At 71.4% G+C, this 20712-nt stretch carries 20 protein-coding genes, 1 tRNA gene and 1 pseudogene; 11 read left to right on the top strand and 11 right to left on the bottom strand.

Going from position 1 to position 20712, the window contains the following annotated elements:
- Nucleotides 1–24 precede the first annotated feature (24 nt).
- The 4 genes from AB0B29_RS18745 to AB0B29_RS18730 are packed head-to-tail and all read right to left on the bottom strand — an operon-like array spanning nt 25 to nt 3820.
- Nucleotides 25–1056 carry an L-idonate 5-dehydrogenase gene (locus AB0B29_RS18745; protein ID WP_362240704.1) on the bottom strand — a complete coding sequence of 344 codons (1032 nt, stop codon included), beginning with the start codon at nt 1054–1056 and terminating at the stop codon, nt 25–27.
- A gap of 17 nt (nt 1057–1073) precedes the next feature.
- Nucleotides 1074–1838 carry an SDR family oxidoreductase gene (locus AB0B29_RS18740; protein ID WP_362240701.1) on the bottom strand — a complete coding sequence of 255 codons (765 nt, stop codon included), beginning with the start codon at nt 1836–1838 and terminating at the stop codon, nt 1074–1076.
- A 10-nt stretch (nt 1839–1848) separates the two neighbouring features.
- Nucleotides 1849–3246 carry a GntT/GntP/DsdX family permease gene (locus tag AB0B29_RS18735; RefSeq protein ID WP_362240699.1) on the bottom strand — a complete coding sequence of 466 codons (1398 nt, stop codon included), beginning with the start codon at nt 3244–3246 and terminating at the stop codon, nt 1849–1851.
- 55 nt (nt 3247–3301) lie between these two features.
- A complete protein-coding gene (locus AB0B29_RS18730) occupies nt 3302–3820 on the bottom strand; it encodes a gluconokinase (protein WP_362240697.1) in 519 nt (172 codons plus the stop codon).
- 138 nt (nt 3821–3958) lie between these two features.
- Here AB0B29_RS18730 and AB0B29_RS18725 point away from each other — a divergent pair, with 138 nt between their 5' ends.
- Nucleotides 3959–4660, top strand: a complete 702-nt coding sequence (locus AB0B29_RS18725; RefSeq protein WP_362240692.1) for a FadR/GntR family transcriptional regulator — start codon at nt 3959–3961, stop codon at nt 4658–4660.
- Nucleotides 4661–4745: 85 nt separating this feature from the next.
- Here the strand turns inward: AB0B29_RS18725 and AB0B29_RS18720 are convergent, their stop codons facing one another.
- Both AB0B29_RS18720 and AB0B29_RS18715 read right to left on the bottom strand, forming a co-directional pair.
- Nucleotides 4746–5120, bottom strand: coding sequence for a YchJ family protein (locus tag AB0B29_RS18720; RefSeq protein WP_362240690.1), 375 nt, complete (start codon nt 5118–5120; stop codon nt 4746–4748).
- Nucleotides 5121–5183: 63 nt separating this feature from the next.
- Nucleotides 5184–5268, bottom strand: a tRNA-Leu gene (locus tag AB0B29_RS18715).
- A 196-nt stretch (nt 5269–5464) separates the two neighbouring features.
- Here AB0B29_RS18715 and AB0B29_RS18710 point away from each other — a divergent pair.
- From AB0B29_RS18710 to AB0B29_RS18700, 3 genes are all read left to right on the top strand, one after another.
- Nucleotides 5465–6790 carry a M20/M25/M40 family metallo-hydrolase gene (locus tag AB0B29_RS18710; protein ID WP_362240687.1) on the top strand — a complete coding sequence of 442 codons (1326 nt, stop codon included), beginning with the start codon at nt 5465–5467 and terminating at the stop codon, nt 6788–6790.
- A 156-nt stretch (nt 6791–6946) separates the two neighbouring features.
- Nucleotides 6947–7180 (top strand): chaplin ChpH, encoded by a 234-nt coding sequence (gene chpH, locus AB0B29_RS18705; protein ID WP_030608446.1) that lies wholly within the window; start codon nt 6947–6949, stop codon nt 7178–7180.
- Nucleotides 7181–7310: 130 nt separating this feature from the next.
- Nucleotides 7311–8117: a chaplin gene (locus AB0B29_RS18700; RefSeq protein WP_362240684.1), complete on the top strand. Its 807-nt coding sequence runs from the start codon at nt 7311–7313 to the stop codon at nt 8115–8117.
- A gap of 77 nt (nt 8118–8194) precedes the next feature.
- Here the strand turns inward: AB0B29_RS18700 and AB0B29_RS18695 are convergent, their stop codons facing one another.
- On the bottom strand, nt 8195–8383 hold the full coding sequence (locus tag AB0B29_RS18695) for a DUF5703 family protein (protein ID WP_030244084.1): 189 nt from the start codon (nt 8381–8383) through the stop codon (nt 8195–8197).
- Between the two features lie 47 nt (nt 8384–8430).
- Between AB0B29_RS18695 and AB0B29_RS18690 the strand changes: the two genes are divergently transcribed.
- A complete protein-coding gene (locus tag AB0B29_RS18690) occupies nt 8431–9129 on the top strand; it encodes a hypothetical protein (protein ID WP_362240680.1) in 699 nt (232 codons plus the stop codon).
- A gap of 57 nt (nt 9130–9186) precedes the next feature.
- Here AB0B29_RS18690 and AB0B29_RS18685 read toward each other — a convergent pair whose 3' ends face one another.
- The 3 genes and pseudogenes from AB0B29_RS18685 to AB0B29_RS18675 form a co-directional block, all read right to left on the bottom strand.
- Entirely contained in the window at nt 9187–11586 is a 2400-nt protein-coding gene (locus AB0B29_RS18685) for a helix-hairpin-helix domain-containing protein (RefSeq protein ID WP_362240678.1), read from the bottom strand.
- Nucleotides 11583–12569: an aldo/keto reductase gene (locus AB0B29_RS18680; RefSeq protein WP_362240675.1), complete on the bottom strand. Its 987-nt coding sequence runs from the start codon at nt 12567–12569 to the stop codon at nt 11583–11585. Before AB0B29_RS18680 ends, AB0B29_RS18685 begins: the two co-directional genes overlap by 4 nt.
- A 145-nt stretch (nt 12570–12714) precedes the next feature.
- Nucleotides 12715–13815: pseudogene (locus AB0B29_RS18675) on the bottom strand (pectate lyase family protein); the annotation flags it as partial.
- Nucleotides 13816–14025: 210 nt separating this feature from the next.
- On the opposite strand from AB0B29_RS18675, the gene AB0B29_RS18670 reads away from it, so the two are divergent.
- Nucleotides 14026–15081, top strand: coding sequence for an LLM class F420-dependent oxidoreductase (locus AB0B29_RS18670; RefSeq protein WP_352098235.1), 1056 nt, complete (start codon nt 14026–14028; stop codon nt 15079–15081).
- A 266-nt stretch (nt 15082–15347) separates the two neighbouring features.
- Complete coding sequence (locus AB0B29_RS18665; protein ID WP_362240672.1) at nt 15348–16136, top strand: ferritin-like domain-containing protein; 789 nt, start codon at nt 15348–15350, stop codon at nt 16134–16136.
- Between the two features lie 10 nt (nt 16137–16146).
- Here the strand turns inward: AB0B29_RS18665 and AB0B29_RS18660 are convergent, their stop codons facing one another.
- Nucleotides 16147–17142 (bottom strand): magnesium and cobalt transport protein CorA, encoded by a 996-nt coding sequence (locus tag AB0B29_RS18660; RefSeq protein WP_362240670.1) that lies wholly within the window; start codon nt 17140–17142, stop codon nt 16147–16149.
- Between the two features lie 61 nt (nt 17143–17203).
- Between AB0B29_RS18660 and AB0B29_RS18655 the strand changes: the two genes are divergently transcribed.
- The 4 genes from AB0B29_RS18655 (at nt 17204) to mshC (ending at nt 20674) form a co-directional block, all read left to right on the top strand.
- Nucleotides 17204–17890 carry a histidine phosphatase family protein gene (locus tag AB0B29_RS18655; protein ID WP_362240668.1) on the top strand — a complete coding sequence of 229 codons (687 nt, stop codon included), beginning with the start codon at nt 17204–17206 and terminating at the stop codon, nt 17888–17890.
- A gap of 78 nt (nt 17891–17968) precedes the next feature.
- Complete coding sequence (locus tag AB0B29_RS18650; RefSeq protein ID WP_248507471.1) at nt 17969–18556, top strand: DUF3090 domain-containing protein; 588 nt, start codon at nt 17969–17971, stop codon at nt 18554–18556.
- Entirely contained in the window at nt 18520–19350 is an 831-nt protein-coding gene (locus AB0B29_RS18645; RefSeq protein ID WP_362240665.1) for an SCO1664 family protein, read from the top strand. Before AB0B29_RS18650 ends, AB0B29_RS18645 begins: the two co-directional genes overlap by 37 nt.
- Nucleotides 19351–19444: 94 nt before the next feature.
- Nucleotides 19445–20674: a cysteine--1-D-myo-inosityl 2-amino-2-deoxy-alpha-D-glucopyranoside ligase gene (gene mshC / locus AB0B29_RS18640; RefSeq protein ID WP_362240663.1), complete on the top strand. Its 1230-nt coding sequence runs from the start codon at nt 19445–19447 to the stop codon at nt 20672–20674.
- Nucleotides 20675–20712 lie beyond the last annotated feature (38 nt).

The raw sequence follows: 20712 nt of genomic DNA, 5'->3' as shown, positions 1-20712 counted from the left end.
GCACCCGCCCACCGACGCACGCCCCTACGACGAAGCCGCGAAATCCAACAGCACCTTGCACGACCGACTCCGATCAGCCGCCAGGGCAAAAGCCGACTCGGCCTCCCCCACGGGAACCACCGCACTGATCAGCCCGTCGAACGCCGACTCCCCGCCCAGCAACGCCAACGCCTCATCGAACTCACCGTCGAAGCGAAACGCCCCCCGCAGCTCGATCTCCCGGCTCACCACCAGGTTCCCGGCGAACGGACTGTGCCCCGCCGGCAACATCCCCAGCTGCACCACGACCCCACCCCGCCGCACCCTCCGCACACACGCGTCCAGCCCCGCGGCCACCCCGGACGCCTCGACGGCCACGTCGACCTCGCCCGGCCATCCACGGTCATCGGGATCATCCGCCCGTACGACCGTCCCCGCCCCGGCGATCCGCCCGTACTCCAACGCCTCGGGAAGCAGATCCGAGACCGTCACGTGCGCGGCCCCGGCCGCCTTCGCCGCCGCGACCACCAGACACCCGATGGGCCCGGCGCCCGTCACCAGCACGTGCCGCCCCGCCACCGCTCCCGCCCGCCGTACCGCGTGCAGAGCGACCGCCAACGGCTCGGCCAGCGCCGCCCGCCGCAGCTCCAGCCCGCCGGGCAGCGCCCGCACCTGCCCGGAGGGCACGACCACCTGCCCCGCGAAACCCCCCTGCACATGGGGAAACCGCGCCGCACTCCCGAGGTACCGGGTGTCGCGGCAGACGTTGCGCCGCCCCGCCGCGCACTCCGGGCACACCCCGCACGGAGTGGCCGGATGCACGGCGACCGCGCTGCCCGGAGCCGGACCGGCACCGCCGGGCCCGTACTCCACCACCGTCCCGACGACCTCGTGCCCGAGCACCATCGGCTCCCGCAGCCGGAAGTCACCGACGCCGCCGTGCCGCCAGTAGTGCAGATCGGACCCGCACACCCCGCCGTACCGCACGGCGATCAGCGCCTGCCCCGGCCCGGGCTGCGGCACCGGCAGCTCGGCCACCCGCAGATCGCCCTGACCGTGGATCACACAACCCAGCATGGATGCCTCCCGGCAGGTCACAGCACGCTCGTCATACCGCCGTCGACATACAGCACCTGCCCGCTGACGAAGTCCGACGCGGGGGAGGCGAGGAACAGCACCCCGCCCACCAGGTCCTGCGTACGCCCCCAGCGCCCGGCCGGGGTGCGCCGCCGCACCCAGGAGCTGAACTCCTCGTCCTCCACCAGCGGCCGGGTCAGCTCGGTCTCGATGTAGCCCGGGCCCAGGCCGTTGACCTGGACCCCGTACGGTCCCCAGTCCGCGCACATGCCCTTGGTGAGCATCTTCAGCGCGCCCTTGGTGGCCGCGTACGGCGCGATCCCGGGCCGTACCACCTCGCTCTGCAGCGAGCAGATGTTGATGATCTTCCCGTGGCCGCGTCCCGTCATCCGGCGCGCCGCCTCACGGCCGACCAGGAAGGCACTGGTCAGGTTGGTGTCCAGGATCCGGTGCCAGTCGGACTCCCCGAACTCCAGCAGCGGGGCCCGCAGTTGCATGCCCGCGTTGTTGACGAGGATGTCGAGCGGGCCCACCCGCTCCTCGACCTCGGCGACCCCCGAGGCCACCGATGACCCGTCGGTCACGTCGAACGCGGCCGTGTGCACCCGGTCGCCGGGCAGCCCGGCGGCGGCCTCGGCGAGCCGGTCCTCGTCGCGTCCGTTCAGCACGACCGTGCAGCCGGCCTCCGCCAGACCGCGCGCGAGGGCGAGTCCGATGCCCCGGCTGGAGCCGGTGACCAGGGCCGTACGGCCGCCGATGTCGAAGAGGGAGTGAGCCGTCATCGCCGTACTCCTAGATCACGAGGGACAACAGCAGGACCAGACCGCCGGCGACCACCGAGATGATCGTCTCCATCACGGACCAGGTCTTGATGTTCTGGCCGACGCTCAGCCCGAAGTACTCCTTCACCATCCAGAATCCGGCGTCGTTGACATGACTGAAGAAGAGCGAGCCGGCGCCGATGGCGAGGACGAGCAGGGCGGCGTGCGTGGTCGACATGTCGGCCGCGAGCGGGGCGACCAGACCGGCCGCCGAGACCGTCGCCACCGTCGCCGAGCCCGTCGCCAGGCGGATCACCACCGCGATCAGCCAGGCCAGCAGCAGCGCGGGGATGGCCCAGTCCTTGGAGATGTCCAGGACCATCTGGCCCACACCGGTGTCGATCAGCGTCTGCTTGAAGCCACCGCCGGCGCCGACGATCAGCAGGATGCCCGCGATCGGCATGAGGCCCTTCTCCACGAGCGGCGAGATCCGCTCCTTGGAGAACCCGGCGGGCCGCAGCAGTGTGAAGATGCCGACCAGCACCGAGGCGAGCAGGGCGATCATCGGGGCGCCGATGACGTCGAAGACGCGCTGCACCGGGTTCCCGGGGTCGTCCACGGCGATGTCGACCAGCGCCTTGGCGAGCATGAGGAGCACGGGAAGCAGCACGGTGAAGAGCGTGGCACCGAAGCCGGGGCGCTTGTCGAGCTCCTCGGAGGGGCGCTGCGGGATCATCTTCTCGGGGGCCTGGACGTCGACCCAGCGGGCCGCGTACTTGGAGAACACCGGGCCGGCGATGATCACGGTGGGTATGGCGACCAGGACACCGAGCGCCAGCGTCACACCGAGGTCGGCCCCGACGGCGTCGATCGCGACCAGCGGACCGGGGTGCGGCGGCACCAGGCCGTGCATCACGGACAGGCCCGCGAGCGCCGGGATGCCGATGCGCATCAGCGAGTAGTTGCCGCGCTTGGCGACCATCAGCACGACCGGGATCAGCAGCACGATGCCGACCTCGAAGAACAGCGGCAGTCCGATCACGGAGGCGATCAGCACCATCGCCCACGGCATCGACCGCCCGCCGGCCTTCTCGAGAATGGTGTCGACGATCTGGTCGGCGCCTCCGGAGTCGGCGAGCATCTTGCCCAGGATCGCTCCGAGGGCGATCAGCACACCGACGCCGGCGACCGTGGTGCCGAGGCCGGCGCTGAAGCTGGTGAGCACCTTGTCCAGCGGCGCCCCGGCGATCGCGCCGAGCGCCAGCGACCCGATGGTCAGGGACAGGAAGGCGTGCAGCTTGAACTTGGTGATGAGCAGGACGATGACGGCGATGCCCGCCAGGACGGCGATGCCCAGCTGAGCGTGGCCGGCCGAGGTGATCGGCTCGGGTGCGTCCGCTGCCAGCATCTCGACGCTGAGTCTGGTCACGGGGTGGGTTCCCTTGCGTTGGGGGGAGTAGGGGAGGGGAAGCGGCCGCCAGGGGCTACTGGACGGGTTCGGGGAGGTCCTCCAGGGCGAGCACGGCCCGCCGGGTGATCTCCTCCGGGCTGCCCGAGACGTTCACCTCGACCCCCGCCTCGTCCGCCTCCAGTGGCTGGAGCGTGGCGAACTGGGAGTCGAGCAGCGCCGTGGGCATGAAGTGCCCCTGCCGGTGCGACATCCGGTCCTCGATCAGCGCGCGGTCACCGGCGAGGTGCACGAAGACCACACCGGGTGCGACGGCCCGCAGCCGGTCGCGGTACGACCGCTTCAGCGCCGAGCAGCTGACCACCCCGCCGAGCCCGGCCCGCCCCTGCGCCCACGCGCCGATGGCGTCGAGCCACGGCAGACGGTCCTCGTCGGTGAGCGGAGTGCCGGCCGACATCTTGGCGATGTTGGCCTCGGGGTGGAAGTCGTCGCCCTCGGCGTAGGGAACGCCGGTCCGGGCTGCGAGCAGGGGACCGATGGTGGTCTTGCCGGTGCCCGCTACGCCCATGACCACGACGACGTGGGGGGTGTTCATCGCTGCCTCACTGTCTGCTGTCCGAGGTCGACACGTGATGTCGACGCAACTGAAACCCATTAGGTACGACGAATTCAAGGGCCCGTCATCAATAAGTCTGACTTTTTGTCTCCGTGATCTACCCCGTACGCTGAGTGCATGAGCACACCGGGCCGGGGGCTGCACGGCCATGTACTGGACACCCTCGGCCCCGAGATCACGGCGGGTGAGTACCCGCCGGGCAGCGTCCTGCGCACCGACGAGCTCGCCCAGCGTTTCGACGTGTCGCGCTCCGTGATGCGGGAGGCGGTCCGCGTCCTGGAGTCCATGTACCTGGTCGAGTCCCGCCGCCGCGTCGGCGTGACGGTCCGCCCGAGGTCCGAGTGGAACGTCTATGACCCGCAGGTCATCCGCTGGCGCCTGGCCGGTGCGGACCGGCCCCGGCAGCTGCGGTCCCTCACGGTGCTGCGTTCGGCCGTCGAACCGGTCGCGGCCGGCCTCGCCGCCCGGCACGCCACGGCCGAGCAGTGCGCCGAACTCACCGAGTGCGCCCTCGGCATGGTCGCCCACTCACGCGGCCACAAGCTGGAGGGCTACCTCCTGCACGACGTCGCGTTCCACCGCGTCGTCCTGGAGGCCTCCGGCAACGAGATGTTCGCCCGCCTCGGCGACGTCGTCGCCGAGGTCCTGACCGGCCGCACCCAGCACGACGTGATGTTCGAGGACCCCGACCCGGCCGCCGTCACCCTGCACGTACAGGTCGCCGAGGCGGTCCGCGCGGGCGACGCCGCCCGCGCGGAGCAACTGACCCGCGAGATCACGGTCGGCGCCCTCCAGGAACTCGACATCCTGGCGCCGTAGCCCCGTGACGCCGTCACTCTCACTCTCCGTCGTCCCGTCGTAGCCGTCGTAGCCGTCGTAGTCGCCGTAGCCGTCGTAGTCGCCGTTACGCCGGGAACTCCCCGTCGACGTACACCCAGGCCCCGTCGACCCGCTCGAACCGGCTCCGCTCGTGCAGCGACCCGCCCCGGTACGACGCCCGGAACTCCACGGTCCCGGTGGTGTGGAACGCCGAACCACCGCTCGCGCCCAGGATCTCCAGCCCGGTCCACCGCATGCCCGGATCCAGCTCCAGCGTCCCGGGCCGCGTCCGCGGATGCCAGGTCCGCAGCAGGTAGGCCGCGTCCCCCTTCACGAAGGCGCAGTACCGCGACCGCATCAACGCCTCGGCGGTCGGCGCGGCTGCGGCCCCGGAGTGGAACCGGCCGCAGCAGACCTCGTAGGCCTCGGGGAGCCCGCACGGGCAGGAACGCCTGGTCATGGTCACCTTTCCGCGGAAACGCCTGAGGGCCGTGACCTCGCGGTCACGGCCCTCAGCCTCATGTGTCCGAGGGGGGACTTGAACCCCCACGCCCGATAAAGGGCACTAGCACCTCAAGCTAGCGCGTCTGCCATTCCGCCACCCGGACAAGGTGTCTGTCGCGTGGGTTCTCCCCGCGGCGACGACGTAAACATTACCAGGCTTTCCGGGGTGGCCGATCACCCCCCGTCCGCACCCCGGTGGGGCGTGAACGGCGTGTGACGGGCCGGGAGCGCTCTTGGGGTGCGGGCCGGGGAGAGAGAGGATGAGGGGGACCCACCAGCAGTGACACCGGGAGGAAGCACGTGAGCGAGACGGACACGGCCAGGAGCGTCACCGGCGAGGACGAGGTCGTGGACCTCTGCCGCGAGCTGATCCAGATCGACACCAGCAACTACGGCGACCACTCGGGTCCGGGCGAGCGCAAGGCGGCCGAGTACGTCGCCGAGAAGCTCGCCGAGGTCGGACTCGAACCGCAGATCTTCGAGTCCCACCCGGGCCGCGCCTCCACGGTGGCCCGGATCGAGGGCGAGGACCCCTCCCGGCCCGCCCTCCTCATCCACGGCCACACCGACGTCGTCCCGGCCAACGCCGACGACTGGACCCATCACCCCTTCTCCGGCGAGGTCGCCGACGGCTGCGTGTGGGGCCGCGGGGCCGTCGACATGAAGGACATGGACGCGATGACCCTCGCGGTCGTCCGCGACCGGCTGCGCAGCGGGCGCAAGCCCCCGCGCGACATCGTCCTCGCGTTCCTCGCCGACGAGGAGGCGGGTGGCACCTACGGAGCCAAACACCTCGTGCGCAAGCACCCCGAGCTGTTCGAGGGCGTCACCGAGGCGATCAGCGAGGTGGGCGGGTTCTCGTTCACCGTCAGCGAGCAGCGGCGGCTCTACATGATCCAGACGGCCGAGAAGGGCATGCACTGGATGAAGCTCACCGTGGCCGGCACCGCCGGGCACGGATCGATGGTCCACCGGGACAACGCGATCACCGAACTGTCGGAGGCCGTCGCGCGGCTCGGGCGGCACAAGTTCCCGGTGCGGGTCACCAAGACCACCCGGGCCTTCCTCGACGAGCTCGGCGACGCGCTCGGCATGGAACTCGACCCGGAGGACATGGAGTCGACCCTCGTCAGGCTCGGCGGCATCGCCAAGTTCATCGGCGCGACTCTGAGCAACACGGCCAACCCGACGCAGCTCGGCGCCGGTTACAAGGTCAACGTCATCCCGGGCGAGGCGACCGCCCACGTCGACGGTCGGTTCCTGCCGGGCCACGAGGAGGAGTTCCTCGCCGACCTGGACCGCATCCTCGGCCCGAACGTGCGCCGCGAGGACGTCCACGCCGACAAGGCCGTCGAGACCACCTTCGACGGGGCGCTCGTGGGGGCGATGCAGTCCGCGCTGCTGGCCGAGGACCCGACCGCCAAGGCGATCCCCTACATGCTCTCCGGCGGAACCGACGCCAAGTCCTTCGACGACCTGGGCATCCGGGGCTTCGGGTTCGTGCCGCTGAAGCTGCCGCCGGAGCTGGACTTCGCCGGCATGTTCCACGGCGTGGACGAGCGGGTGCCGGTGGAGGGTCTGCAGTTCGGCGTGCGGGTGCTCGACCGCTTCATCGACCTGTCCTGAACCACCCTGGCGAAACACCGATAGCCGATATTCGGTCGCGCGTACGAAATCGACTGGGAAGAGTGAATGCGACCATAAGCTCGTAGCCTCATTACTCCCTCCTCGTTACAGGTAATGCGATCGCAAGATGGGTCGCTTTGCCAACTAGGAGGAATAATGATCAAGAAGGTCGTCGCTGCTGCGGCTGCCACCGGTGGGCTGGTTCTCGCGGGCGCGGGCCTGGCCGTCGCCGACTCGGGTGCTCAGGGTGCCGCCGTGCACTCCCCGGGCGTCCTGTCCGGCAACGTTGTCCAGGTGCCCGTTCACGTCCCGGTGAACGTCTGTGGCAACACGGTCTCCGTGATCGGGCTGCTGAACCCCGCCTTCGGCAACACCTGCATCAACAAGTGATGCTTCCCCCTCGCTGAGGGGAGTCAAAGCCATCGGTCCCGGAGCGCGTGCCATGCGCTCCGGGACCGAACGCTTCTTTCGCGGAATTCGAGAAGAATTCGAGACAGGGTCGAAGGCAGGTATTCAGTAAATGCGACAGGTCACCCGCAAGGGTCTGATGACCGTGGCGGCCGCGACCGGCGTGATCGCCGCCGCGGGCGGCGCCGCGCACGCCGACTCGGGCGCCCAGGGTTCCGCGTCGGGCTCGCCCGGTGTGCTCTCCGGCAACTCGGTGCAGGCGCCGGTCTACGCGCCGGTCAACGTGTGCGGGAACACGGTCGACGTCGTCGGTGTGCTCAACCCGTCGGTCGGCAACTCGTGCGCCAACAAGGGCGGTGGATCGTCATCGGGCGGCCACGGCGGCCACGGCGGCCACGGCGGGTCCCACGCCGGCGGGCACGCCACCGACTCGCCCGGCGTGGGTTCCGGCAACCACGTCCAGGCGCCGGTCCACGTGCCGGTGAACGTCTGCGGCAACAGTGTCGACGTCATCGGCGTCGCCAACCCCAGCATGGGCAACGACTGCTCGAACGGTGGCGGCGGCCACGGAAAGCCGGGTCAGCCGGGCAACCCCGGCAACCCGGGGAATCCTGGAAACCCCGGTAACCCGGGCAACCCCGGTAACCCGGGCAACCCCGGTAACCCCGGTAACCCGGGCAACCCCGGTAACCCGGGCACTCCGCACACTCCGCACACCCCGCCCTCCACGAGCGGTGAGAACCCGGGCGGCTCCTCGCACGGCGACAAGCCGGGCGGCCGGTTCATCACCCAGCCCCACGGCGAGTCCCAGCTCGCGAGCACCGGCAGCGACCTGCCGCTCGGCCTGGTCCTGCCGGCCGGCGCGGGCGCGCTGCTCGCGGGAGCGGTCCTCTACCGCAAGGCGCGCGCCTCGGCCTGACGCCCGGCAAACGGAACGGGCCCCGCAGACGCGGGGCCCGTTCCGTCATGTGCCTCGTTCCCGTGCCCCGTCCTCGCTCACCACGTGGCCCGCACCTGGCGGATGATCCGCCGGCGCAACCGCACCCTGCGGCTGCCGTCACGCAGCAGGCTCAGGCGGTACAACTCCCAATGTCCGTACTCCGCGTGGTCCGTCAGCAGACGCGCCGTCTCCTTGCGGGAGACCCCGCGCGGCACGTACACGTCGACAAATTCGTATTCCGGCATCGCATCTATTGTGCGGGCTGGGCCCCGCTACGGATAGCGTCTGCACTATGTCTGATGCTGCGCAGCCCACCGCTGCCGAGGTACGCGCCGCCGCCGAGGCGGTCAAGACCGCGCTCGACCGCCACCTGGCCGCGGTCGAACGCAGGTCGGGGGAGGACGACCCGGCCGTGTTCGAGGCGTTCAACCAGCTGGCCGCGGCCGCAGAGGTGTACGACGAACTGCTCTACGACCGCTATGACGAGGTCACACCCTTCGAGATCCCCGGTGCGGAGGACGCGCTGCCCCCGTACACGGGCCCCGAGGAACCCAACGCGCTGAGCGTACTGATCCGTCGTGACTACGCCGTCTCCGAACCGCAGCGCCTGCTGGCTCAGGCCGAGCGGATCGAGGCAGCGGAGGGCGACGACGGCTCCCCGGCCTCCGGGACGGTGCACGGCGCGCTCGGGCTGCTGTTCGGCGAGTTCGAGCCCGACGAGATCGCCTCCCGGCACAAGGAGTTCGGGCTGGAGGAGGGTGACTCCACGCTCTGGGTGACGGCGGCGGACGAACCGGCCGATCCCGGCGAGTGGCTGGAGGCGCCCTTCGAGCAGGTCGACCCGCAGCAGGTGGTCTGCCGCTTCGACGTCAGCGCGGTCTTCGACGACGAGATCGACGACGACGAGGACGGCGACGGTCTGGAGGACGAGCTCGGCGGCGACCTGGGTGAGGACGAGGACCTGGAGCCGCTGGACGCGGACCGCCGCTGAGCGCACCCGTAGGAGACCGGGGGGGGTGGTCAGAGGCCGGGCCTCTGACCACCCCCCTCACGCACCGCTGACCTGGGGTGCGAGCAGCACCGGAAGCCGGGTTGTGCGCGGCTTCGCCGGAACCTCGGCCACGGCACGGGGCAGTGCCTGCTCCACCCCGTGCACCACGGACAGATGCCGGTCGGCCCGCCCGAACGCCGTGTACACCCACGGCCGGCTGAGCGCCTGCGCCGCATCGCCGGGCAGCACCACGACCACCGCGGGCCACCGGCTCCCCACGGCCTGGTGAGCGGTCAGCGCCCACCCGTGCCGCACCGACTGCTCCACCCGCTCCTTCGGGACGACGACGGTCTCGCCCTCGCACGACAGATGCAGCCCGTCGGCGTCGGCCGTCACCACCCGGCCGGGCACCGCACGCCCCGGCACGGGGGAGTGGACGATCCGGTCACCGGGGTCGAAGCCGCCGAAGCGGCCCGGGCCCGGATTGAGCCGCTCCTTCAGCGCGGCGTTGAGCACCCGCGTCCCGACGGCACCGCCGTGCCCCGGCGTGATCACCTGGGTCTCCTCGGCCGGCACGCCGATCGCCCGTGGCACCGAGTCCACGACGAGCTGCACCGCCCGGTGCACGGCCTCGCCCGCATCCCGCACGGGCACGATCACCAGCTCCTTGCCAGGAGCCTCGACCTTGTTCAGCTCGCCGACGCCGATACCGGAGACCAGCTCGCCCAACGGTCCGGGGTCCGGCCGTCGCGACGCCACCTGGGGGCAGATCCGCGCCGCGAGCAGGTCCGCGAACACTCGGCCCGGCCCCACGGACCACAGCACCGCCGGATCCCCCGCCAGGACCAGCCGTGCCCCGTCCGGCATCGACTCGGTCAGCAGAGCCGCCGTCTCGACGTCCAGCTGAGGTGCGTCGAGCACCACGAGCAGATCGAGATCGAGAGCCCCGTCCGCGTCCCGGCCGGGCCCTTCGAGACCGGCGAGCAGTCCGGAGACGGTGGCGACGGGGACGTCGATGCCCGGGGCGCCGGCCGCGGGGCCCCCGGGCACGTCCCCGGCGGCCGCACCGGACTGCAGGGAGGCGTCGGCCGCTTCGCCCGCCGGCCCGCCTGCACTCCGCAGCAGAGCCGCGAAACGGTCGCGGCCGATCGGGCCGTGCGTGGCCGCCCAGGCCCGCAGCCCGAGGGAGCGCGCGGCGTTCAGCAGGGCCGCGGGCTCGGCCAGGGACGCCTCCCCGCCGGTGTGCAGCACCAGGCCCTGACCGGCCACCGCGCGGATCAGCTCCGCGGTGGACCCCCGGGCCGCGGCGGCGGCCCGCTCCCAGTCCGCGGCCGAACCGTCCTGCTTGGGAACCGAGTTGACCAGCCGGGCCAGGCCGTCGGCGAGGCTCTCCTCCGCCAGCGCGTAGCGCTCCAGCCCGACCAGGACACGGACCGGACGCTCCTCGTCCTCCTCCGCGCCGTCCTCGTCGCTCCGGGCCGGAGTACCGGCCTCCTCCAGGGCGTCCTGGAAGACCAGCGCCTCGCCCTCCGCGATCGCGCCCTGCACCGCGCCCTCGGGATCCGGCACACCCCGCTGGGCCAGGGCCGCGAGGAGCGCGGGCATCTCCAGGGCGGTGTGCCCGGCCAGCGCCGCCTGCTCCAGCAGCCAGCCGGTGAGGGCGCGGCCGCGCCGCTCGTCGTCCGGACCGCACTCGGCGCCGAGCAGGGCCCGTGCGAAACCGTCGGCCTGCTCGGGACGCACGCCGGCGATCCGCAGCAACTGCCAGGGATCGGCGCGCAGTTGTACGTCCGCACCCTCGCCGAGGGCCGCGGCGACCTGCGGTGCGAGCGCTTCCGGCGCACCGCCCTCGCCAAGCGCCTGCCGGACGGCCCGCACCGTCTCCGGCGCGGGGGCCGCCGACGTGGCGACGGGCTCTGGAGCCACCGGCTGGGGCCGCCGCTCCGGCTCGGGGGCGGGGCGCCGGGGGGCGGACCGGGTTTCCTCGAACACCGTGGCCGTCGGCTTCTCACCGCTCTCGACGGCTCGTACGGCGGCGAGCAGATCGGCGGCCTTGCCGCTCAGCTTGGTGCCGCTCTCGATCGGCGCCTTCTTCTCTGCCTTGCGCTGCTCGATACGCTCCCGCTCGACCTGCTGGGCCCGAAGCTCGGCCTCCGCCTCGGACACCTGCCCGACACCGGCGTCACCGCCCTCCGCCTCGGACACCTGCCCAGCGTCCCGGTCCCCGCCCTCGGCGTCCGGCCCGGCAACGGCGTCACCGCCCTCGGTGTCGGCCCCGACGCCCACGTCGCCGCCCTCCGCCTCGGTCATCTCCCCGGCACCCGCCTCACCGCCCCCGGTACCGGACACCTGCCCGGCATCGGTCTCTTCGGCGCCGGCCGCACCGTCGGCCGGTGTGACCTCGGCGCCCGGCGTCCCCGGCTCGGCGTTCTCCGTGGTCTCGGGCTCCGTGCTCACAGCGTGCTCCAGTCGTGATCGGGATAGCGGTGCACGGGCACCGACACATCGTCGAGCGCCCGGCAGATCTCGTCAGGAAGACTAAGGGTCTCCACTGACAATGCCGCCGTGAGCTGCTGCGCGTTGCGCGCCCCGACGATCGGGGCGGCCACGCCGGGCCGGTCGCGCACCCACGCCAGGGCCACCTGGAGCGGCGTCACCGCCAGCCCGTCGGCCGCGGTCGCCACGGCGTCCACGATGCGGCTCGCCGTGTCGTCCAGGTACGGCGCGACGAAGGGCGCGAGGTGCTCCGAGGCGCCCCGCGAGTCCGGCGGCACCGTGTCCCCCCGGTACTTGCCCGTCAGCACGCCGCGCCCGAGCGGCGAGGAGGGCAGCAGTCCTATGCCCAGGTCCAGCGCGGCCGGCAGCACCTCCCGCTCCACACCGCGCTGCAACAGGGAGTACTCCAGCTGCGTACCGGCCAGCCGGGTCCGGATGCCGGGGGCCGCCAGCTGCCAGGTCGCGGCCTTGGCCAGCTGCCAGCCGCAGAAGTTGGAGACGGCGGCGTACCGGGCACGCCCGCTGGAGACCGCCAGGTCGAGGGCCTGGAGGGTCTCCTCCAGCGGGGTGTCCGGGTCGAAGGCGTGCACGTGCCACAGGTCGACGTGGTCCGTGCCGAGCCGGGCGAGCGAGGCGTCCAGCGCGGAGAGCAGATGACCGCGGGAGCCGTCGAACCGGCGGTCGGGGTCCGGCACGCTGCCGGCCTTGGTGGAGATGACCAGGTCCCGGCGGGGCACCAGCCCGTCCATGAGCCTGCCGAGCAGGTACTCGGCCTCACCGTCCCCGTACACGTCCGCGGTGTCGACGAGGGTCCCGCCCGCTTCCCAGAACGTCTTCATCAGGTCCGCGGCGTCGTGCTCGTCGGTGTCCCGCCCCCAGGTCAGGGTGCCGAGCCCGATGCGGGACACACGAAGGCCGGTGCGGCCGAGATGCCTCTGCTCCATGAACGCCGAGATTACTGGCCAGAACCTACGTGTGGGTGGCCGCGGTCGACGGATTTCCCGGGGCGGCCGACCGGTCGCCCCGACCCGGCCGCAGCCCGTCGTCCTCGGTCGGTAGATGCCGGCCGCACCCCCTCCTCCTCGCTCAGCACGTGCCGTCCGACACCTGAAGCCCCTTGTTCGCGCCCGCGGTCCGGCTCACGACGGCGGGCACGCAGTCCGCCGCGTCGAGACGGTAGGAGTACGGGACGGTGACCGTGGTGGTGGACTTCGGGTCGGGGCCGGCCGGATGGTTCTCGCTGCCCGGGCGGGACCAGGTCACGTTGTCGAAGACGTTGCCGCCGACCTGCCAGTAGCCGGCCTCGTCGGTGTAGAAGGTGCCGAGGACGTCCTTGGAGTCCTCGAAGTAGTTGTTGTCCACCTTGGCGCGGGCGCCGGCCCGGGAGTTGATGCCGGACTCGTTGAGACGCACGTAGTGGTTGTTGTAGAGGTGCGCGATGCCGCCCCGCAGCAGGGGGGCGCGCGAGTCGATGTTCTCGTAGCGGTTGTGGTGGTACGTGATGTAGCCGTTCGAGCGGTCGCTCTCGCTGTTGCCGACCAGGCCGCCCCGGCCGGAGTTGCGCAGGACGCTGTAGGACAGGGTCACGTACTGGGTGTTGTCCTTGAGGTCGAACAGGCCGTCGAAGCCCTCCGACTCGCCGCCCGACGCCTCCAGAGTCGTGTGATCGATCCAGACGTTGCGCACGTTGCGCTCGATGCCGATGGCGTCTCCGCCGTTGGACGTGGGCGAGCCCGACTTCTTGACGTTCCGGACGGTCACGTTCTGGACGATGATGTTGGTTGATTCGCGGATGTGGATGCCCACTTGGTCGAAGAGCGCGCCGCTGCCGACTCCGACGAGGGTCACGTTGCTGACCTTCTTGAGCTCGATCACGCCGTCCGCGGTGTCGCAGCTGCCTCCGGACACCTTCTTGGTGTTGGCGTGGTTGACGGTCCCGGTGATCTCGATGGTGATCGGGGTGCTCGCGCTCGCCCGGCCGCACAGGGCCTGGTGGATCGCCGTTCCGGTGGTCGCCCGGACGGTCTGGCCTCCGGCTCCGCCGTTGGTCCCGCCGTTCTGGGACGCGTAACCGGTGGCACTGCCGGTCGCGGCCGAGGCCTCGGGCATCGACACGAGCGTGCCCGCCGTCGCCGCCAGGGCCAATGCGGCCAGCACCGCCGGGAGTCGTGAAGGGAGTGCTCGCTTCATCCTTGCCTCTCCGTCCGTCGTCGGAAGGTGGGTGATGGAAAGCGCTTTCCACAACGACGGTAGGAACCTGCCGTGAACGCGTCAATGGTCGCGACCATGATTTCTGTTCACGGATCTGGACGGTGGGAGTGGCTGCGGCCGTGTACCTCCCCCGGCCCGCGCGCTAAGGTGCCCGGACAGGCACGTTACTGATCAGTAAGGGGATGTGGCATGCAGCTCGGTATCAACCTCGGCTACTGGGGTGCCGGAATGGACGCGGACAATCTGGCCGTCGCCCAGGAGGCCGACCGGCTCGGGTACGCCGTCTGCTGGGCCGCAGAGGCCTACGGCTCCGACGCCGCCACCGTGCTGAGCTGGGTCGCCGCACAGACCGAGCGCATCGACGTGGGCTCCGCCATCTTCCAGATCCCGGCCCGCCAGCCCGCGATGACGGCCATGACCGCCGCCACCCTCGACTCCCTCTCCGGCGGCCGCTTCCGCCTCGGCCTCGGCGTCTCCGGCCCGCAGGTATCCGAGGGCTGGTACGGCGTCAAGTTCGACAAGCCGCTCGCCCGCACCCGCGAGTACGTCGAGATCGTCCGCAAGGCCATGACCCGCGAGCGGCTGTCCTACGAGGGACAGCACTGGACGCTGCCCCTGCCCGGCGGCCCGGGCAAGCCGATCAAGCTGACCGTGCACCCGCAGCGCGAGCACATCCCGCTGTACATCGCCGCGATCGGCCCGAAGAACCTCGAGCAGACCGGCGAGATCGCCGACGGCGCCCTGCTGATCTTCCCGTCCGCCGAGCACCTCGAGGACACCACGATCACGCACCTGCGCGCCGGGCGCGAGAAGGCCGGCAAGACGCTCGACGGGTTCGACGTCTGCCCGACCCTGCCGCTCGCCGTCGGCGACGACAAGGACGTGGCCGCGCTGGCCGACACCTTCCGCCCCTACACGGCGCTGTACGTCGGCGGCATGGGCAGCCCCAAGCAGAACTTCTACAACCAGCTCGCCCAGCGCATGGGCTACGAACAGCAGGCCGCCGAGATCCAGAGCAAGTACCTCTCCGGCGACAAGCAGGGCGCCGCGGCCGCCGTGCCGCACGACCTGATCGACAAGACGACCCTGCTCGGTTCCGTCGACCGGATCGCGGACCGGATGAAGGCCTACGCCGCGGCCGGGGTCACCACCCTGTCCCTCGCACCGGCGGGCTTCACGCTCGACGAGCGGCTCGCATCGCTGCGGGCCGGCACGGAGGCCCTGGAGCGCGCTGGGCTCGCCTGAACCCGACCGGGAGTCTTCAGCGGCCGTGGTGGGGGCTCGGGGGTCTTCCCCGCCACGGCCGTCACGCGGAACAACGCGCCGGGGCCGCCCGCGGTTACGGCACCGCGGCCTCTTCTCCGCCCGGCCCCGCGCCCTGCGCGTCCTCCATTCGGCGGAGTTGTCCCTCACACCTGTTGCAGCGCCCTCCACCCCGCACTTGACTCGTTGTTCGCGGAACCCCTGCGGAATGTCGCAGTACGCCCACGCGCGCGGGAGAGGTGCCCACGATGCTTTCGGCCAAGAGTCTGTTCCAGGAGATCCTCGACGACGACGAGTCCTTCGCCCTGTTCTGCTCCATCGCCGCGAGCGGCGAGACCCAGGGCGGCTGGGAGAACGCCCGTATCGCCGCCCTCGTGCCCGAGACGGAGCGAGAACTGGCCCCCAAGATCAGCCGGCACGGCGCCGACGAGGACAAGCACGGCCGGATCTTCAACGCCCTGATGAAGAAGCGCGGCCTCGACCCCGTCTCGGTCCCGCCGGAGACCGACTACACCATGCTCCTGGAGAAGAACGGCATCGGCCTCGCGCACGACCAACTGCGGCGCGACGAGCCGCTCGCGGTCCGGGACATCGTCACCTACCTCTCGCACAGCAGGGTCACCGAGCAGCGCGCCTCCGAGCAGATGGACCTGCTCCGCAAGCACTTCGCCGACCACCCGGACATCGGCCGCGCGGTCAAGCAGATCTCCCACGACGAGGACAACCACCTCGCCTACTGCCACGAGGAACTGCTGCGCTTCGCCTACGCGGGCCACGGCCGGGTCATCCAGCGCACCCTGCGCGAGTGCGCGCTGGCCGAGATCCGTATCTACCGCGACGTGAGCCTCGCCGTGATGGCGCACATGGGCCGCATCCTCGGCTGGTCCAAGGCCAGGTCGGCCGTGCTCGCGGCCGGCATCCACGCGATGTACGCGTACGAACGCCTGGGCGGCTGGCGCCGGATGGTCTCACTGACGCCGCCCGAGCGCCGCAACGCCCTCGGCGGCCCCGCCACCCCGGAACCCGAGTTCGCCTGAGCCGGCCCGGCTACAGCCACCCGCGGCGCTTGAACAGCCGGAAGACCATGACCTCCAAGGCGGCCATCAGGGCCATCAGGGCCGGGTAGGACCAGATGTAGTGCAGTTCGGGCATGTGGTCGAAGTTCATGCCGTAGATCCCCGCGAACATCGTGGGGATCGCGGCCATGGCCGCCCATGCGGAGATCTTCCGCATGTCGTCGTTCTGCCGGACGCTCATCTGCGCGAGATGCGCCGACAGGATGTCCGACACCAGCCGGTCCAGGTTCTCCACGGACTCGTTCACGCGCGTGAGGTGGTCGCTGACGTCGCGGAAGAACGGCCGGGCCCGGTCGTCCACGAACGGCACGGTCACGCCGGCCGACGCCGTGCCCGCCAGCCGGCTCATCGGCGGGGCCAGCGGCCCGGTCGCCCGGCGGAACTCCAGCACCTGCCGCTTGAAGTCGTAGATCCGCGACGCCGTGTTCCGGGAGCCCCCGCCGTCCGGGGAGAAGACCTCCGCCTCCAGACCCTCCAGGTCCGTCTGCAACTCGGTCGCCACGTCCAAGTAGTGGTCGACGGTGGCGTCGGCGACCGCGTACAGCACGGCCGTGGGGCCCTTGCCCAGCAGCTCCGGCTCCTGCTCCAGCCGGTGGCGTACGGCCTTGAGCGGGGAGCCCTCGCCGTGCCGGACGGTCACCACGAACGAGTCGCCCAGGAAGATCATGATCTCGCCTGAGGAGACGGTGTCACTCTGCGGCTCGTACGCCACCGGCTTGAGCACCACGAAGAGCGAGTCGTCGTACACCTCCAGTTTGGGCCGCTGATGGGCCTTGAGGGCGTCCTCGACGGCCAGCGGGTGCAACCCGAACTCCCGGGTCACATGGTCGAACTCGTCCTCCGTCGGCTCGTGCAGCCCGATCCAGACGAAGCCGCCCGCCGTGCGGGCTTCCCCGAGGGCGTCGGAGAGGTCCTCGGGACCTTCCGTCCGTTGTCCGTCGCGATAGATGGCACAGTCGACGATCACGAAACGAGTCTCCCGTCACTCGAACGACACCGCACGCGCGCGTGCGCCTACGCTGGAGCGCATGCCCACGCTGATCCTGGTCAGGCACGGACGCTCCACCGCCAACACCGAGGGACTGCTCGCCGGCTGGACGCCCGGCGTCGCCCTCGACGAGCGCGGCGCCGCGCAGGCCGCCGCGCTGCCCGGGCGGCTGGCCGACGTGCCCCTCTCCGAAATCGTCACCAGCCCGCTCCAGCGCTGCCAGGAGACGATCCAGCCCCTTCTCGAGGCCCGGCCGCAGCTGAGCCCGCACACCGACGAGCGCATCGGCGAGTGCCACTACGGCGACTGGTCCGGACGCAAGCTCGCCGAGCTGGGGGACGAGCCCCTGATGGAGGTCGTGCAGGCGCACCCCTCCGCGGCGGCCTTCCCCGGCGGGGAGTCCATGCGGTCCATGCAGACGCGTGCCGCCGAGGCCGTACGCGAGTGGAACGCGCGCGTGGAGCGCGACCACGGCGCCGACGCCGTCTACCTGATGTGCTCGCACGGCGACATCATCAAGTCGCTCGTCGCGGACGCGCTCGGGCTTCACCTGGACCTCTTCCAGCGGATCTCCGTCGAACCGTGTTCCGTCACCGCGATCCGCTACACACGACTGCGGCCGTTTCTCGTACGGCTCGGTGACACCGGCGACTTCGCGTCCCTGGTGCCGCGCGAGGAAGCGCCGGGCGGCGAGGCCGAAGTCGGGGGTGGTGCGGGCGCACCGTGATCGTTCGCCGCAGTAGGGTGAAGCGGTCGCAGCACTGCCGTGGTCACACGGTTCCCACGATTCCAATGGAGACAGGACGTGTCCCGTCAGGTGTTCCTCTACGACCATCCGGAGCGTTTCGTGGCCGGCACGGTCGGACTGCCCGGGCGCCGTTCGTTCTTCCTCCAGGCCTCCGCCGGCTCCCGGGTGACCAGCGTGGCCCTGGAGAAGACCCAGGTCGCCGCCCTGGCCGAGCGCATGGACGAACTGCTCGACGAGGTCGTACGCCGTAGCGGCGGCAGCGCCCACGTCCCCGCAGTCGCCCCCTCGGACACCGACACCGCCCCGCTGGACACCCCCATCGAGGAGGAGTTCCGGGTCGGCACCATGGCGCTCGCCTGGGACGGTGACGAGCAGCTCATGATCGTCGAGGCGCAGGCGCTCGTGGAGCTGGACGCGGAATCCGAGGAGGACCTCGCCGAGGCCGAGGAGCGGCTGCTCCAGGACGAGGAGAACGGCCCGCCGATGCTGCGGGTCCGGCTCACCGGCACGCAGGCCAGGGCCTTCGCCAAGCGCGCTCTCGACGTCGTCAACGCCGGACGGCCGCCGTGCCCGCTGTGCAGCCTCCCGCTCGACCCGGAAGGACACGTATGTCCGCGCCAGAACGGATACCGCCGCGGAGCGTGACGCCCCCCGCGAACGCCGCCGAGCTGCTCGCCCGCGGCGAACTGACCGTACGCGGACGCATCCGCGAGGCCTCCAACGCGGCCCTGTACTGCACGGTGTCCTACGACGGCGAGGACGCGGCCTGCGTCTACAAGCCGGTCGCGGGGGAGCGGCCCCTGTGGGACTTCCCCGACGGGACGCTGGCCCAGCGCGAGGTCGCCGCGTACGAGGTCTCCGAGGCGACCGGCTGGAGCCTGGTGCCGCCCACCGTGCTGCGCGACGGCCCCTACGGCGAGGGCATGTGCCAGCTGTGGGTCGAGGTGACACCCGAGGCGGAACTGCTCGCCCTGGTCGACGGCGAGGAACCCGAGCCGGGCTGGAAGGCGATCGGCTTCGCCGAGGTCGGCGAGGGCCGCACCGCGCTGCTCGTGCACGCCGACGACGAACGGCTGCGGCGGCTCGCGGTCCTCGACGCGGTCATCAACAACGCCGACCGCAAGGGCGGACACCTGCTGCCCACCGGTGAGGGACACCTCTACGGCATCGACCACGGGGTCACGTTCAACGCCGAGAACAAGCTGCGGACCCTGCTGTGGGGCTGGGCGGGCGAGCCCCTCACCCAGGAGGCCACTGGTGTCCTCGAAGGGCTCAGGAAGGATCTGGCGGAGGGCGGGACGCTCGCCGCGCGGCTCGAACCCCTGCTCACCGGCGCCGAGATCGACGCCACCCGCGCGCGGGTCGGCGCACTGCTGGCCACGGGTACCCACCCCGAGCCGAGCGGTGAATGGCCGGCGATTCCCTGGCCACCCGTGTAGCAGCACAGTCGCCGGAGGACCGCAAGAGCGCCTTCTCGGCCGTGTGGACCGCTCCCATTCGTATACGGAACTCCAGTCCGGTTAGGCTCAAGGCATGCATGCCTGGCCCGCTTCCGAGGTCCCCGCCCTGCCTGGTCAGGGCCGCGACCTGAGGATCCACGACACCGCGACCGGCGGCCTCGTCACCCTCGACCCCGGTCCCGTCGCCCGTATCTACGTCTGCGGCATCACTCCTTACGACGCCACCCACCTGGGACACGCGGCGACCTACAACGCGTTCGACCTCGTGCAGCGCGTGTGGCTCGACACCAAGCGGCAGGTCCACTACGTCCAGAACGTCACCGACGTCGACGACCCCCTCCTGGAGCGGGCCCAGCGCGACGGCGTCGACTGGGCCGCTCTCGCGGAGAAGGAGACGGCCCTCTTCCGCGAGGACATGACGGCCCTGCGGATGCTGCCGCCCCGGCAGTACATAGGCGCCGTCGAGGCCATACCCGGGATCGTCCCGCTCGTCGAGCGGCTCCGGGACATCGGCGCGGCCTACGAACTGGAGGGGGACGTCTACTTCTCCGTCGAGTCCGATCCGCACTTCGGCAAGGTCTCCCACCTCGACGCCGCGGCGATGCGGCTGTTGTCCGCCGAGCGCGGCGGCGACCCCGACCGCCCCGGCAAGAAGAACCCGCTCGACCCGATGCTGTGGATGGCGGCCCGCGAGGGCGAGCCCAGCTGGGACGGCGGATCGCTCGGGCGCGGACGCCCCGGCTGGCACATCGAGTGCGTGGCCATCGCCCTCGACCACCTCGGCATGGGCTTCGACATCCAGGGTGGCGGCTCCGACCTGGCCTTCCCGCACCACGAGATGGGCGCCTCGCACGCCCAGGCCCTCACCGGCGAATTCCCCATGGCCAAGGCGTACGTGCACGCCGGCATGGTCGCCCTGGACGGCGAGAAGATGTCCAAGTCCAAGGGCAACCTGGTCTTCGTCTCCAGGCTCCGGCACGACGGAGTCGACCCGGCCGCCATCCGGCTCACGCTGCTCGCCCACCACTACCGCGCCGACTGGGAGTACACCGACCAGGTCCTCCAGGACGCCGTCGCACGGCTCGGCCGCTGGCGGGCCGCCGTGTCCCGGCCCGACGGGCCGCCGGCGGAGGCGCTCGTCGACGAGATCCGCGAGGCCCTCGCGAACGACCTGGACGCCCCGGCCGCGCTCGCCGCGGTCGACCGCTGGGTCGCGCTCCAGGAGCGCGACGGCGGCACGGACATCGGCGCGCCCGGGGTGGTCTCCCGGGCGGTGGACGCGCTGCTGGGCGTGGCGCTGTAGCGCTGTCGCCGCCGAAACGGACAACAACAGGGGCGTCT

The sequence above is a fragment of the Streptomyces tibetensis genome (assembly GCF_040647715.1).
Lineage (GTDB): Bacteria > Actinomycetota > Actinomycetes > Streptomycetales > Streptomycetaceae > Streptomyces > Streptomyces tibetensis_A.
Note: the sequence above shows the minus strand (reverse complement) of the source record. Positions and strands in the feature narration are given on the sequence as shown.

What these genes read in the sequence shown, in the direction of transcription:
- AB0B29_RS18745 (WP_362240704.1), bottom strand. Translation starts at nt 1,056, where the DNA reads ATGCTGGGTTGTGTGATCCACGGTCAGGGCGATCTGCGGGTGGCCGAG.
- AB0B29_RS18740 (WP_362240701.1), bottom strand. Translation starts at nt 1,838, where the DNA reads ATGACGGCTCACTCCCTCTTCGACATCGGCGGCCGTACGGCCCTGGTC.
- AB0B29_RS18730 (WP_362240697.1), bottom strand. Translation starts at nt 3,820, where the DNA reads ATGAACACCCCCCACGTCGTCGTGGTCATGGGCGTAGCGGGCACCGGC.
- AB0B29_RS18725 (WP_362240692.1), top strand. Translation starts at nt 3,959, where the DNA reads ATGAGCACACCGGGCCGGGGGCTGCACGGCCATGTACTGGACACCCTC.
- AB0B29_RS18720 (WP_362240690.1), bottom strand. Translation starts at nt 5,120, where the DNA reads ATGACCAGGCGTTCCTGCCCGTGCGGGCTCCCCGAGGCCTACGAGGTC.
- chpH (WP_030608446.1), top strand. Translation starts at nt 6,947, where the DNA reads ATGATCAAGAAGGTCGTCGCTGCTGCGGCTGCCACCGGTGGGCTGGTT.
- AB0B29_RS18700 (WP_362240684.1), top strand. Translation starts at nt 7,311, where the DNA reads ATGCGACAGGTCACCCGCAAGGGTCTGATGACCGTGGCGGCCGCGACC.
- AB0B29_RS18695 (WP_030244084.1), bottom strand. Translation starts at nt 8,383, where the DNA reads ATGCCGGAATACGAATTTGTCGACGTGTACGTGCCGCGCGGGGTCTCC.
- AB0B29_RS18690 (WP_362240680.1), top strand. Translation starts at nt 8,431, where the DNA reads ATGTCTGATGCTGCGCAGCCCACCGCTGCCGAGGTACGCGCCGCCGCC.
- AB0B29_RS18680 (WP_362240675.1), bottom strand. Translation starts at nt 12,569, where the DNA reads ATGGAGCAGAGGCATCTCGGCCGCACCGGCCTTCGTGTGTCCCGCATC.
- AB0B29_RS18670 (WP_352098235.1), top strand. Translation starts at nt 14,026, where the DNA reads ATGCAGCTCGGTATCAACCTCGGCTACTGGGGTGCCGGAATGGACGCG.
- AB0B29_RS18665 (WP_362240672.1), top strand. Translation starts at nt 15,348, where the DNA reads ATGCTTTCGGCCAAGAGTCTGTTCCAGGAGATCCTCGACGACGACGAG.
- AB0B29_RS18655 (WP_362240668.1), top strand. Translation starts at nt 17,204, where the DNA reads ATGCCCACGCTGATCCTGGTCAGGCACGGACGCTCCACCGCCAACACC.
- AB0B29_RS18645 (WP_362240665.1), top strand. Translation starts at nt 18,520, where the DNA reads ATGTCCGCGCCAGAACGGATACCGCCGCGGAGCGTGACGCCCCCCGCG.
- mshC (WP_362240663.1), top strand. Translation starts at nt 19,445, where the DNA reads ATGCATGCCTGGCCCGCTTCCGAGGTCCCCGCCCTGCCTGGTCAGGGC.